This is a genomic window from Sulfuricaulis limicola, assembly GCF_002355735.1.
Lineage (GTDB): Bacteria > Pseudomonadota > Gammaproteobacteria > Acidiferrobacterales > Sulfurifustaceae > Sulfuricaulis > Sulfuricaulis limicola.
Genome location: NZ_AP014879.1, coordinates 2,258,715 through 2,271,208, shown reverse-complemented (window position 1 = coordinate 2,271,208; position 12,494 = coordinate 2,258,715). Strand labels below are relative to the sequence as shown.

Sequence of the window (12,494 nt, the reverse complement as noted above, 5' to 3'; positions counted from 1 at the left end):
TTACGAGTCGAGAAAAATTTTCATTTTGTCCACCCGGATTTCGCCACCGGCACTGCGCGGGTCGCGCCCCCGCGCGGAAATCGCGTTGCCTTGCAGAAGTATTTCGCTTTTGTCCTGCGGCATCCAGCCCCTGTCGGCGCGGGTGTGAAGCGGCGCCGAGCCCTCGCGGTACTGGACAAGATAGGGCTGTTCCAGTTCCGAGCTGCCGTCATCGCCGTAATGAATCAGCTGGACGGCGGAGAGGGTGTAGCGCCGCTGGCCGCGTTCGTCCATGACCGTGGCATGGAAATTTTCGATGGTGTAATCGGGGTCGTGCCGCAGCTTGCCGTCAAAGGTCTTTTCCGGAACCGCCACCGTGCGCGTCAGCCACCATGAACCGGCCGCGAGCAGCAGCAGCGTGGCGGCGATGGCGAGGCGTTTGGCGTCCAGGATCATCCGCCGGAAGGCTCCTTGTCGGCGGCAAGGTAGCGTCGCATTTCGGCGTGATACAGTCCGTGGGCGTGCAGCAGCATGTCGCACACCTCGCGCGCCGCGCAGTAGCCGCCGATGCTCGGCGTGACCCAGTGGGCATGCTGCTTGACCAGCGGGTGCGCGTTTTGCACCGTCACCGCCAGGCCCACCCGCAGCATGATCGGCAGGTCCACGACATCGTCACCGACATACGCGGTCTGCTCCGGTTTCAGTTTGAGTTTCCTGATCAGCTTCTGGTACACCGGCAGTTTTTCCTTGCAACCCTGGAAGACGTGTTTGATTCCCAGGTCCTTTACGCGGTGCTTGACCACCCGCGAGGTGCGCCCGGTGATGATGCCGACGGCGATGCCGTTGCGTTGGACCATCTTGATGCCATGTCCGTCGCGCGAATTGAATGCCTTGAATTCCAGGCCGTCGTCGCCGATCACGAGCCGGCCATCGGTGAGCACGCCGTCGACGTCAAACAGCAACAGCTTGACCCTGGATGCCAGGTCCAATACCTTGGGATTTACTTCGAATGCGGGTGTCAGAATCTGGTTCATGTTTCAGATGAATAATTTATTAAGATATTGAACCGCCAAGACGCCAACACCGCCAAGAAAAGCAATCTTTGAATACCCATAACTTGGCGGTTAATTCCATTTTTAAAGTCTAAATAATCCCGGCGCGAAACAGGTCATGCATGTTGAGTGCTCCCAGGACGCGGTTTTTGTCGTCCACGACGAACAGGCCGTTGATCTTCAGCGTTTGCATCAGCTGCACGATCTCCACCGCCAGGCGGTCGGCGCGCGTGGTTTTCGGATTGCGCGTCATGACATCGGTGATTTTGGCGTTGTAAACATCCACGCCGCGCGCCAGCACGCGGCGCAAATCGCCGTCGGTGAAGATTCCCGCCAGCGCGCCGTGACGGTCGACCACGCCGGTCATGCCCAGTCCCTTGCCGGTCATTTCCAGCAGCGCCTCGCGCAGGTTCGCATCCTCGCCGACCTGGGGAATGGCGGCGCCGGTGTGCATGACGTCACTCACGTACAGCAGCAGGCGCCGGCCCAGGCTTCCGGCCGGGTGGGCGCGCGCGAAATCCTCGCGCGTGAAACCGCGTGATTTGAGCAGCGTCACCGCCAGCGCGTCGCCGATGGCAAGCGCCGCCGTGGTGCTGGCGGTCGGCGCCAGGTTGTGCGGACAGGCTTCTTTCTCGACGCCGGCATAGAGAATGGCGTCGGCCTGCCGGGCGAGACTCGAGTTGGTGTTGCCGAGCAGGGCGATGAGTTTCACGCCCATGCGCTTGATGATCGGCAGGATGGTGAGGATTTCCGCGGTCTCGCCGGAATTGGAGATGGCGAGCACGACGTCGGCCGGCGTGATCATGCCGAGATCGCCGTGCGAGGCCTCGCCCGGGTGCACGAAGAAGGCCGGTGTGCCGGTGCTGGCGAGCGTCGCGGCGATTTTGCCGCCGATGTGTCCGCTCTTGCCCATACCGGTGACGATCACGCGCCCCTGGCAGGCAAGCACCAGCCGGCAGGCGTCGGCGAACTGTTTGTCCACGCGCGTCGCCAGCGTTTGCAGCGCCTCGGCCTCGAGCTGGATCACCTCGCGTCCCAGCTGCTCGAATGAAGAGGTTGCGCTCATGCGTTTCGCGATTTGTGGTGGCTTAGGGTAATCTTTCGCGGAGTATATCGGAACAACCGCGATTATCCCATGGAGCCGATTGGCTTTCACAGTATCCTGATCCTGCTCGGTGTGGCGGTGGTGCTGGTCGCGCTGTTCCGTTATCTGCGTCTGCCGCAGATCCTGGCCTACCTCAGCGCCGGCATCGTCGTGGGTCCTTACGGCATGGGCTGGATTCCCGATACGGAGGGCACGCGCACGCTCGCCGAGTTCGGCCTGGTGTTCCTCATGTTCACCGTCGGGCTGGAATTCTCGCTGCCCAAGCTGATCGCCATGAAGACCATGGTGTTCGGTCTTGGCGGCGCGCAGGTGCTGATCAGCGCGCTGGTATTCGGCCTGGTCGCCTGGGTGTTCGACGTTCCGCCCGAGGGCGCCATCGTCATCGGCGGCATGTTGGCGATGTCGTCCACCGCCATCGTCCTCAAGCTGCTCACCGAACAGCTGGAGCAGAACTCGCGCCATGGCCGCCATGCGATCAGCGTGCTGCTGTTTCAGGACCTGATCGTGGTGCCGTTCCTGATCCTGATCCCGGCGCTCGGCGGCAACCTGGAGCAGTCGGTATGGATATCGCTCGGCTGGGCATTCCTGAAGAGCGTTATCGTACTGGTCGGCATATTCATCGTCGGCCGCTGGCTGCTGCGCCCGTTTTTCCACGAGGTGGCCTCCGCCAAGTTGCGCGAGTATTTCATGCTGGCGGTGCTGTTGCTGACACTGGCCGCCGCCTGGATCACCGAGATGGCCGGCCTGTCGCTGGCGCTCGGCGCGTTCCTGGCCGGCATGATGATGGGCGAGACGGAATACCGGCATCAGGTCGAAGGCGACATCCTGCCGTTTCGCGACATCCTGCTCGGACTTTTTTTCGTGACCATCGGCATGATGCTGGATCTGGGCATCATGCTGGAACTGTGGCCATGGGTGCTCGCCAGCGTGGTCGCGATCATTGTCTTCAAGACGCTGCTCGTTCTCGGATTGGGCAAGCTGTTCGGCATGGAAACCGGCGTGGCCCTGCGCACCGGCCTGGTGCTGTCGCAGGTCGGCGAATTCGCCTTCGCCCTGATATTGCTGGCGAACCAGCATCAGCTTTTCTGTGCGCGGACCTCGCAGATCGTCCTGGCCGCGATCATCCTGAGCATGATGCTGGCGCCGCTGATCGTGCGCTACAACGGCTGGCTCGCCAAGCGCTGGGTGCCGGGTTACACCCGTTCGCGCGAGGGCAACCTGGACCAGATCCGCGCCGAGGCGACCGGCGCCAACAGGCACGTGATCATCTGCGGTTACGGCCGCAGCGGCCAGAACCTGGCGTGGATGCTGGAGCAGGAGGGCATCCCGAGCCTGGCGCTCGATCTCGACCCGGTGCGCGTGCGCGACGCGCGCGACGCCGGCAAGCCGGTGGTGTACGGCGACGTGGCGCGCCGCGACGTGCTCGAGGCCGCCGGCCTGCATCGCGCCACGGCGCTGGCGATCAGCTTCTACAATACGCCCTCGGCGCTGAAGATCCTCGAGATCACGCGCCACGTGCGCCCGGACATGCCGGTGATCGTGCGCACCATGGACGACGTCGATCTCGACCGGCTCAAGGCCGCGGGCGCGACCGAGGTGGTCCCGGAAAGCCTGGAAGGCAGCCTCATGATGGGCTCGCATCTGCTGCTGCTCATGGGCGTGCCGGGATCGCGTATCATGCGGCACGTGCGCAACGTGCGCAGCGATCGCTATCGCATGTTGCGCGGGTTTTTTCACGGCCTGTACCCGGATGACGGCAATGATGCGCACGCCTACCAGGAGCGCCTGCATTCCGTCGAGCTGCCGGCCGGGGCGAAGGCGGTGGGCAGGCTGATCGCCGACCTGCACCTGGAGGAGGTCGGGGTCAGCGTCAGCGCCGTGCGCCGCGGCGGTATCCGCGGTCCCGAGCCCTCGCCCGAGACCAAGCTCGCTGCCGGCGACGTGCTGGTGCTGTTCGGCACACCCGAAGCGCTGGAACAGGCGGAGAAGATACTGCTGGAGGGATGAATAACGTATGAATGCGGGTTTCAAAGACCATTTTTCGGATCGCGCGGTGGATTACGCCCGTTATCGTCCGGACTATCCGGCCGCGCTGTATGAATTTCTCGCCAAGGTCGTGAAACGGCACGAACTGGCCTGGGACTGCGGCACCGGCAGCGGACAGGCAGCGTTGGGACTCGTAGCATATTTTGATCGCATTATCGCCACCGACCCGAGCGTGGAACAGATTCAGAACGCGGCGCGCCATGAAAAAGTCAGCTACTTCGTGGCGCCGGCAGAGCAGACCGAGATTCCTTCTCACAGCGTGGACCTGGTTACGGTGGCGCAAGCGGTGCACTGGTTCGACATGGAACGGTTCTACCCGGAAGTCAGGCGCGTGCTGAAGCCTGATGGCATGCTCGCCATCTGGTGTTACGGTTTGACCCGGGTCAATCCCGCGGTCGACAGGGTGGTGCAACATTATTATACGAATATCGTCGGACCCTACTGGCCGCCGGAGCGGCGTTACATCGATGAGAAATACGAAACCATTCCATTTCCCTTCGCCGAACTGCCGGCGCCGGAGTTTTACATCAAGGCGGAATGGGACCTGAACGAGTTCATGGGTTATCTCCATACCTGGTCGGCGACACGGCGATTCGAGCAAAAGAACGAGCAGAACCCGCTTCTCATTGTGCACCGCCTGCTGGCGAAAACCTGGGGCGACCCGCTGACGCGGCAAACCGTGCGCTGGCCGCTGTACCTGCGACTCGGTAAAGTAAACTTCCTGTAACGGTCACGGGGCGGACAGAAGGGATTTATGCCGAAAAAAATTCTGGTGATACTCGGCCAGCCGCAGCGCCACAGCTACGGCGGCGCGTTGATGCAGTCATATGTCGAAGGTGCGCGCGCCGCCGGCGCGGATGTGAAGGAGCTGTACCTGGGCGATCTCAAGTTCGATCCGCTGGCGACCACCAGTCTGGCGCATCTGGCCGAGCTCGAGCCCGATCTGGCGGATGCGCAGCAGGCGATCAAATGGGCCGACCATCTGGTGTTCGTTTATCCCATCTGGTGGGGCACCATTCCGGCGTTATTAAAGGGTTTCATCGAGCGGGCATTCCTGCCGGGCTTCGCCGTGAATTTCCGGGAAAAGTCGTTGCTGTGGGACAAGCTGCTCAGCGGCCGCAGCGCGCGCCTGATCGTCACGCTCAATACGCCGTCCTGGATTTACCGCTGGTATTTCGGCCGCCCCGGCCACAACACCATGAAGAAGACCATCCTGGAATTCTGCGGCATCCGGCCGGTACGAATCACGGAAGTCGGGCCGATGAAAAACTCGACTGAGGCCCGGCGCAAGCAATGGCTCGAACAAGTGCGCGCGCTGGGTGCGGGGCAGGCGTAATGCTCGACAGCGCGTCTTAATGATTGCATGGCGGCGCAATACGCTGCGCTATTGCGCCCTACGTAGACTAAGAAATTCTAGAGCAGTTTTGCCTGTTCTTCCCCGCATCGCTCGCAGCGCAGCAATGTGACCAGCTTGCCCCGTTTCACGTCGAATTTCTTTTCGGTCACGACTTTCCACCGGTGAAAGCCGCTTTTGCACAGCGTTTTGCCCTCGGCCTTTTTCCGTAGCGACGGTTTCCTGAATTTGACGATGTCGCCCATGTCACCGGCTCAACTGGCGAAATGCGGGATCACCTGGTCGGCCAGGATGCGCATGGAGGCCTGGGCCGCCTCGGAGGGAATCCCGCCGGCACTGATGGCGCACAGCAGATGATCCACGCCGGCGCCGCGCCAGGTTTCAAGCTGCCGGCGGCAATGGGCGGGATCGCCGGCGACCACCATGCCCAGCGTTTCCAGCGCGGTGAGGTTCAGGGTTTTTTCCAGCAGAGACTTCAGGGAACCGGCTTTCTTGTAGTATTCATGGTCGGCGTGCATCTGCTTCAGCAGTGGCGCGGTCTGTTTCAGCAGTTCCCGGTAAAACCAGGTGATATGCAGGCTGGCCAGCTCACGCGCCCGCTGGCCGTCTTCCAGGCACATCAGCCCCAGCGTCATGCCGACGCGCGCGGGTTCTTCCGTATCGCCCTGATATTTTTTCCAGGCGGCGTGGTAGCGCTCGATGTCGGACTGCACCATGAACCATGGCTTGAACGGACCGACCAGCACGCCGACGCCGAGTTGCGCCGCCAGCTCGAAACTGTCGGGGCTCGCTGCCGCCATCCATAAGGGGGGATGCGGTTGCTGCACGCACTTCGGCAATATCTCGGCGTTTTCCACCTTGAAATGCCTGCCGGCGAAATGCACCGGCATTCCCGTAAACCCCTGCCGCAGGATGGCCAGCGATTCCTCCACCATTCCACGGCTGTCATTCATGTCGATGCCGAAGGCGGCGTATTCGTGCGGCGAAAGGGCGCCCCCGAATCCGAACTCGAGGCGGCCGTTGGAGAGCACATCGAGCGTGGCGAGCCGTTCGGCTACCTGCAGCGGATGGTGCAACGGCAGGGGCACGATGGCGTGACCCAGACGCAGTGTCCGCGTCCGTTGCGCGGCGGCGGCCAGCACCAGGTCGGGCGCGCTGGAATGCGAATACCCGCGCATAAAGTGGTGTTCGACGATCCAGGCGGCGCGAAATCCGCAGGTTTCGGCAAGCACCAGTTCCTCCAGTGTGTCGTGGAAAACTTGCGCCTCGTTTCGCATGGCGAAATCGGGTACCGCCAACTCGTAGAACAAATCCAGCTGCATGCCGTTAGGATAGCTCAGCCGCGTCAGCGCGCTCGCGAGCACAAGGAAACCATTGTTCCCCGGCCGCGATTCTTGCTAACCTGTATCGCACCAATTCAGTGCAAGCCATAAATCCCTGCTATTAATTAAAGGGCTGTGTGCGTGGAATTGAGTTCGCGATCCGACAGCAGTGCTTCAGGACCGGCGGTGGCTCGTAATGCGCTGGCACCGGTCGTTGAATTTTTACTGCGTCACGCGCCGTTCGATCGCATGGCGCCGGCGCACCTCGAATTTCTCGCCCAACATCTCCGCCTCGGTTTTTACGCCAGGGATGAAGTGATCACGGAACCCGCCTCCGGGGCCGCCGGTCATTTCTACATCATCAAGCAGGGCCGTGTGCGCGGCGAGACCGGCGACGATGCCGGTCCATCCGAGGACGGCGCCTGGGAACTGGTGGCGGGTGAATGTTTTCCCATCGGTGCGTTGCTCGCGCGGCGACCGGTGCGCACGCTGCACCGCGCCGTCGAAGACACCTTCTGCCTCGAGCTCGAGCACGAGGACTTCGACAAGCTGCTCGGCTTGAGCCCGGTGTTTCACGATTTCTGCACGCGCCGTCTCGCGAACCTGCTGGATCAGGCCCTGCAGGGCGTGCAGGCCAGCCTGGCGACCGCGGCCTCCACCGGCGAGGCCTCGCTGAACGCGCCGCTGTCGAGCCTGATACGCCGCGCCCCGGTCGCCTGCCTGCCGCAAACGCCGATCCGCGAGGCGCTGCAATCCATGAATAAGGAGCGCGTCGGTTCCATCGTCATCACGGACACGGAACAACAACCGCTGGGCGTGTTCACGCTGCACGACCTGCTGGGACGCGTGGCCACTTCCGGTATCAGCCTGGAATCCCCCATCGAGCAGGTCATGACACGGCGTCCGCTGTCCTTGCCGCCGCAGGCGGCGGTGTACGAAGCCGCAGCGCTGATGGCGCGCATGGGTTTCGGCCACGTGTGCGTGGTGGAGGACGGTCGCCTGGCCGGCGTGGTCTCCGAGCGCGATCTGTTCTCGCTGCAACGCGTGGGACTGGTGCAGCTGAGCCGTTCCATCACGCACGCCCCGGATATCGCGGCGCTGACGCGTTTTGGCCGTGACATCCATCGCGTCATCGACCAGATGCTGGTGCAGGGCGCATCGGTGGCGCAGCTGACGCAGATCATCACGCTGCTCAACGATCACATTACCCGGCGCGTCATCAGTCTGTGTGTTGCCGAGGCCGGCGCACCCCCGCCGGCGTTCACCTGGCTCTCGTTCGGCAGCGAGGGGCGCCAGGAACAAACGCTCAAGACCGACCAGGACAACGGCATGCTTTTCATTCCGCCGGACGGCCGGAGCGCGCAGGATGTGCGCGGGGAATTGCTGCCGCTGGCGCAAAAGATCAACCAGGCCCTCGATGCCTGCGGCTATCCGCTGTGCCGCGGCAATATCATGGCCGGCAATCCCGAATGCTGCCTGAGCCTCGAGGAATGGAAGGCCCGTTTTTTCGAATGGATCGAGCACGGTACGCCGGAGCATTTGCTGAATGCCAGCATCTTTTTCGATTTCCGCGCCATTTACGGGGAGCGCGCGCCGGCGGAGGAATTGCAGCACTGGGTGGCGGAGCGCGTGGCCAGCAACACCACGTTCCTGCGCCAGATGGCCGAGAACGCCTTGCGCAACCGGCCGCCGCTGGGGCTGGTGCGTGATTTTGTCGTCGCCAGCGGCGGCGAACACCCGGACACGATCGATCTGAAACTGAACGGCAGTATGCCGTTCATGGACGGCGCGCGCCTCATCGCACTCGCCAACCGTATCGCCGAGACCGGCACCATCGCCCGCTTCCGCGCCGCGGCCAGAATCGGCGCGCTGCGCGAGAAAGAAGCCGATGCCTGGTGCGACGCGCATGCCTTTATCTACCTGTTGCGCATGCGCGCGCACCAGGTTCAGGCGGGTCAGGGCCTGGCGCTCGACAATCGCGTCAATCCGGACAGCCTGAACGAGCTCGACCGGCGCATTCTCAAGGAGGCCTTCCGTCAGGCGCGCAAATTGCAGGCGCGCCTGGCGCTGGATTATCAGCTATGAGCTGGCTCACGCGACTCTTCCGTCCCCACGTCGAACTGCCTGCGGGTTACGCGCAGCGCCTGGACGCGTGGCGTGAATTGCCGGCGGTCAGCGAAAAGCAGGCGTTGACGCAGGCCCGGTTCATTGTCGTGGACGTCGAGACTTCGGGACTCGATACGCGCAAGGACCGGCTGCTTTCCATCGGCGCCTGCGTCGTGGAGGCGCAGCGGGTCTGCGCGGGCGAAAATTACGCAACCATTTTGCGGCGCGATGAGGCGAGCGCGCGCGACAACATCCTGATTCACGGCATCGGCCCGCAGGCGCAGGCCGCGGGCAGGCCGCCGGAGGAATCGCTGATGCAGTTTCTTGAATTCACCGGCAAGCATACGCTGGTGGCGTTTCACGCCGGTTTCGACCAGGCCATGCTGGACCGCGACCTGCGCGAAACGCTGGGTGTGCGGCTGCCCAATCCCTGGCTCGACCTGGCGCTGCTGGCGCCGGCGCTGGTGCCGGGCGCGCGCCTGCCGCACGCGAGCCTGGACGACTGGCTCGGTTATTTCGGTTTGCGCGCGGGGGCGCGCCACCGCGCGGTGGACGACGCCTTCGTGACCGCCGAACTTTTTCTGGTGTTGCTCGCGCGCGCCCGCGCGCGCGAGCTCAGTACCGTGAGCATGCTGCACGCCGTATGCGAGCAGCAGGCAAGGCTTGTTCCCGGGGGCGGGGCGGGAGGGGCATGACGCGCGGGACAACGGCGTCCTGCCCATGAATTATTTGGCAAACAACCTGGAGGATAATCATGCAACTGTCTGAACGGCACAAGGAGTACTGGCGAAGAAACGTCAAGATGACAGCCATTCTGCTTGCGATCTGGTTTGTGGTGACCTACGTCGTGGGCTGGTATGCGCGCGAGCTCAATGAGCTGGTCATATTCGGTTTCCCTTTTGGTTTCTACATGGGGGCGCAAGGTTCGCTGATCATCTATGTCATCATGATCTTCTATTACGCCATTCGCATGAACAAACTCGACAAAGAGTATGACGTCGCAGAAGGAGAAGGCTAATGGCTACGCAAACCCAGGTGCAATTCACCCAGTCGCTCAAGAAATATTACAGCCTCTACGCCGGCGGCTTCATCATTTTCGTCATCCTGTTGGCGATCGCCGAACAGATGGGCCTGCCCAACCGCTGGATCGGCTATTGCTTCCTGTTCGCCACCGTCGGCCTGTACGCCATGATCGGCATCATGAGCCGCACCGCGGACGTGGCCGAGTACTACGTCGCGGGCCGGCGGGTGCCGGCGTTCTTCAACGGCATGGCCACCGGCGCCGACTGGATGTCGGCGGCGTCGTTCATCGGCATGGCCGGCGGCCTTTACATCCAGGGCTATGACGGCCTGGCCTTCATCATGGGCTGGACCGGCGGTTACGTGCTGGTGGCGCTGTTCCTCGCACCCTACCTGCGCAAGTTCGGTCAATTCACGATTCCGGACTTCCTCGGTGCGCGCTACGGCGGCCATACGGCGCGCAGTATCGGCGTATTCGCCGCGGTCCTGTGCTCCTTCACCTACGTGGTGGCGCAGATTTACGGTGTCGGCCTCATCACCTCGCGCTTTACCGGGCTCGAGTTCGGCGTCGGCGTGTTCGTGGGTCTCGGCGGCATTCTGGTGTGCTCGTTCCTCGGCGGCATGCGTGCGGTGACCTGGACGCAGGTGGCGCAGTACATCATCCTGATCATCGCCTACCTGCTGCCGGTGGTGTGGCTGTCGGTTCAGATAACGAAATTCCCGATTCCGCAGCTTTCCTACGGCTACGCGCTGGAGAAAGTGACTGAACGCGAAAAAGTGATCAAGGACGACCCGAAAGAAATCGAGGTTCGGAATATCCTGAAGGCCAAGGCCGCGGACGCCGAGGCCAAGCTCAAGGACCCGGCCGCGGCCTATGCCGCGGACAAGACCGCGCTGGAAAAGAAACTGGCCGATCTCAAGGCCGCCAACACGGCCCCGGACCAGATCGCCGCTGCTGAAAAGGCCGTCGCCGCGTTCCCGAAAGACGTGGACGCCGCCAAGGCACAATGGACCAAGGAGAAGGGTCTCGCGGCGCGTGCCGTGCCTCCGCGCCCGCATGCCGAGGCCTTCGTGGGCAAGGATGATGCCGCGCGCAACACCGCGCGGCTCAATTTCCTCGCGCTGGTCTTCTGTCTCATGGTCGGCACGGCGGCCTTGCCGCACATCCTCATGCGCTACTACACCACGCCCTCGGTGAAGGAGGCGCGCCAGTCGGTCGGATGGTCGCTGTTCTTCATCTTCCTGCTGTATTTCACCGCGCCCTCGCTGGCGGTGCTGGTGAAGTTCGACGTGTACGCGCACCTCGTCGGCTCGAATTTCGCCGACCTGCCTCGATGGGTGGCATCGTGGGCGGCGGTGGACCCGGCGCTGGTGTCGATCAAGGACCTGAACGGTGACGGCATCGTACAGCTCGCCGAGATCGTGCTGGGCCAGGACATCATCGTGCTGGCGACGCCGGAAATTGCGGGGTTGCCGTACGTGGTCTCGGGCCTGGTGGCGGCCGGTGGTCTGGCGGCGGCGCTGTCGACCGCGGACGGCCTGCTGCTCACCATCGCCAACGCGCTGTCGCACGACGTGTACTACAAGATGATCGACCCGCATGCGTCGACCAAGCGCCGTCTCACCATCGCCAAGATGCTGCTGCTGGTGGTGGCGGCGATCGCGGCGACGGTGGCGTCGCAGAAACCGGCGGACATCCTGTTCCTGGTGTCGGCGGCGTTCTCGTTCGCGGCGGCGGCGTTCTTCCCGGCGCTGGTGCTCGGCATCTTCTGGAAACGGGCGTCGTCGTGGGGCGCGATTCTCGGCATGGCTTCGGGTCTGGGCATCACCTTCTACTACATGGCGACGACCCAGCCGTGGCTGCGCGGTGTGTTCGGCGTGACCTCGCCGATCGCCGACAACCTGTGGTTCGGGATCAACCCGATCTCGGCCGGTATCTTCGGCGTGCCGCTCGGGTTTGCGGTGATCATCATCGTGAGCCTGCTGACGCCGGCGCCGGACGCGAAAACGCAGGAACTCATCGAGCACGTGCGTTATCCGCATCTCAAGGGTGATATCGACACGCGCGCGACCTGACTTCCGGTTGTGCCAACCGCAAAGGGCCCGCTCGCGCGGGCCCTTTGTTCTTTTCTTTCTGTGGTTATAAAGATCTTATGCTGACTTTAATCGTGATACTGAAGGCGCTGGCGGAGATTGCCGGGCTCGCGTTGCTGGGGCAGGGGGTCTTGTACCTGCTGGCCGGCGCCGGCCGCGAACAGAATGTGTTTTACCGTACCATCAAGGTCGTTACCTCACCCGTGGTCCGTGCCACGCGCTTCATCACGCCGCGCTTCGTTGCCGATATGCATGTCCCATTCGTGGCGTTCTTTCTGGTAGCGGGGATATGGGTGGCGCTTACGGTTGAAAAGCTCGTGCAGTGCAACAGCCAGCCGGAGCATCCCGCCTGTCAGGTGCTGAAACAGGACACCGGTTCGTCCAACCCTGGCCCACCGCCGGGCCCCTGAAAAGGC

General features: G+C 62.9%; 13 protein-coding genes. 8 read left to right on the top strand and 5 right to left on the bottom strand.

Features of this window, described 5'->3' with window-relative positions; all coding sequences use genetic code 11:
* The 3 genes from lptC to SCL_RS10865 all read right to left on the bottom strand — a co-directional run bounded on the left by lptC (position 1) and on the right by SCL_RS10865 (position 2,097).
* Positions 1-435, bottom strand: a complete 435-nt coding sequence (gene lptC, locus SCL_RS10875) for an LPS export ABC transporter periplasmic protein LptC (RefSeq protein WP_096361235.1) — start codon at positions 433-435, stop codon at positions 1-3.
* Complete coding sequence (kdsC, locus tag SCL_RS10870; protein ID WP_096361234.1) at positions 432-1,013, bottom strand: 3-deoxy-manno-octulosonate-8-phosphatase KdsC; 582 nt, start codon at positions 1,011-1,013, stop codon at positions 432-434. Before kdsC ends, lptC begins: the two co-directional genes overlap by 4 nt.
* 109 nt (positions 1,014-1,122) lie before the next feature.
* On the bottom strand, positions 1,123-2,097 hold the full coding sequence (locus SCL_RS10865) for a KpsF/GutQ family sugar-phosphate isomerase (RefSeq protein WP_096361233.1): 975 nt from the start codon (positions 2,095-2,097) through the stop codon (positions 1,123-1,125).
* A gap of 69 nt (positions 2,098-2,166) precedes the next feature.
* Here SCL_RS10865 and SCL_RS10860 point away from each other — a divergent pair, with 69 nt between their 5' ends.
* Genes SCL_RS10860 through SCL_RS10850 form a run of 3 tightly spaced genes read left to right on the top strand, consistent with a single transcriptional unit; the run spans position 2,167 to position 5,518 of the window.
* The gene (locus SCL_RS10860) at positions 2,167-4,143 is read left to right on the top strand and encodes a monovalent cation:proton antiporter family protein (RefSeq protein WP_096361232.1); all 1,977 of its coding nucleotides are present in this window, start codon (positions 2,167-2,169) and stop codon (positions 4,141-4,143) included.
* Positions 4,144-4,150: 7 nt separating this feature from the next.
* Positions 4,151-4,909, top strand: a complete 759-nt coding sequence (locus tag SCL_RS10855; RefSeq protein ID WP_096361231.1) for a class I SAM-dependent methyltransferase — start codon at positions 4,151-4,153, stop codon at positions 4,907-4,909.
* Between the two features lie 27 nt (positions 4,910-4,936).
* A complete protein-coding gene (locus SCL_RS10850) occupies positions 4,937-5,518 on the top strand; it encodes an NAD(P)H-dependent oxidoreductase (RefSeq protein WP_096361230.1) in 582 nt (193 codons plus the stop codon).
* 77 nt (positions 5,519-5,595) lie between these two features.
* Here the strand turns inward: SCL_RS10850 and SCL_RS10845 are convergent, their stop codons facing one another.
* A complete protein-coding gene (locus SCL_RS10845) occupies positions 5,596-5,781 on the bottom strand; it encodes a hypothetical protein (RefSeq protein WP_096361229.1) in 186 nt (61 codons plus the stop codon).
* 9 nt (positions 5,782-5,790) lie between these two features.
* Positions 5,791-6,900, bottom strand: coding sequence for an LLM class flavin-dependent oxidoreductase (locus SCL_RS10840; protein WP_197702611.1), 1,110 nt, complete (start codon positions 6,898-6,900; stop codon positions 5,791-5,793).
* 99 nt (positions 6,901-6,999) lie between these two features.
* Here SCL_RS10840 and SCL_RS10835 point away from each other — a divergent pair, with 99 nt between their 5' ends.
* The 5 genes from SCL_RS10835 to SCL_RS10815 all read left to right on the top strand — a co-directional run bounded on the left by SCL_RS10835 (position 7,000) and on the right by SCL_RS10815 (position 12,488).
* Positions 7,000-8,943: a DUF294 nucleotidyltransferase-like domain-containing protein gene (locus tag SCL_RS10835; RefSeq protein ID WP_197702610.1), complete on the top strand. Its 1,944-nt coding sequence runs from the start codon at positions 7,000-7,002 to the stop codon at positions 8,941-8,943.
* On the top strand, positions 8,940-9,659 hold the full coding sequence (locus SCL_RS10830) for a 3'-5' exonuclease (protein ID WP_096361228.1): 720 nt from the start codon (positions 8,940-8,942) through the stop codon (positions 9,657-9,659). Before SCL_RS10835 ends, SCL_RS10830 begins: the two co-directional genes overlap by 4 nt.
* 59 nt (positions 9,660-9,718) lie before the next feature.
* Positions 9,719-9,982, top strand: coding sequence for a DUF4212 domain-containing protein (locus tag SCL_RS10825; protein WP_096361227.1), 264 nt, complete (start codon positions 9,719-9,721; stop codon positions 9,980-9,982).
* On the top strand, positions 9,982-12,060 hold the full coding sequence (locus tag SCL_RS10820; RefSeq protein ID WP_096361226.1) for a sodium:solute symporter family protein: 2,079 nt from the start codon (positions 9,982-9,984) through the stop codon (positions 12,058-12,060). The genes SCL_RS10825 and SCL_RS10820 overlap by 1 nt, the downstream gene beginning before the upstream one ends.
* Before the next feature lie 77 nt (positions 12,061-12,137).
* Positions 12,138-12,488: a hypothetical protein gene (locus tag SCL_RS10815; RefSeq protein ID WP_197702609.1), complete on the top strand. Its 351-nt coding sequence runs from the start codon at positions 12,138-12,140 to the stop codon at positions 12,486-12,488.
* The last annotated feature ends 6 nt before the right edge of the window (positions 12,489-12,494 follow it).

What these genes read in the sequence shown, in the direction of transcription:
- lptC (WP_096361235.1), bottom strand. Translation starts at nt 435, where the DNA reads ATGATCCTGGACGCCAAACGCCTCGCCATCGCCGCCACGCTGCTGCTG.
- kdsC (WP_096361234.1), bottom strand. Translation starts at nt 1,013, where the DNA reads ATGAACCAGATTCTGACACCCGCATTCGAAGTAAATCCCAAGGTATTG.
- SCL_RS10865 (WP_096361233.1), bottom strand. Translation starts at nt 2,097, where the DNA reads ATGAGCGCAACCTCTTCATTCGAGCAGCTGGGACGCGAGGTGATCCAG.
- SCL_RS10860 (WP_096361232.1), top strand. Translation starts at nt 2,167, where the DNA reads ATGGAGCCGATTGGCTTTCACAGTATCCTGATCCTGCTCGGTGTGGCG.
- SCL_RS10855 (WP_096361231.1), top strand. Translation starts at nt 4,151, where the DNA reads ATGAATGCGGGTTTCAAAGACCATTTTTCGGATCGCGCGGTGGATTAC.
- SCL_RS10850 (WP_096361230.1), top strand. Translation starts at nt 4,937, where the DNA reads ATGCCGAAAAAAATTCTGGTGATACTCGGCCAGCCGCAGCGCCACAGC.
- SCL_RS10845 (WP_096361229.1), bottom strand. Translation starts at nt 5,781, where the DNA reads ATGGGCGACATCGTCAAATTCAGGAAACCGTCGCTACGGAAAAAGGCC.
- SCL_RS10830 (WP_096361228.1), top strand. Translation starts at nt 8,940, where the DNA reads ATGAGCTGGCTCACGCGACTCTTCCGTCCCCACGTCGAACTGCCTGCG.
- SCL_RS10825 (WP_096361227.1), top strand. Translation starts at nt 9,719, where the DNA reads ATGCAACTGTCTGAACGGCACAAGGAGTACTGGCGAAGAAACGTCAAG.
- SCL_RS10820 (WP_096361226.1), top strand. Translation starts at nt 9,982, where the DNA reads ATGGCTACGCAAACCCAGGTGCAATTCACCCAGTCGCTCAAGAAATAT.
- SCL_RS10815 (WP_197702609.1), top strand. Translation starts at nt 12,138, where the DNA reads ATGCTGACTTTAATCGTGATACTGAAGGCGCTGGCGGAGATTGCCGGG.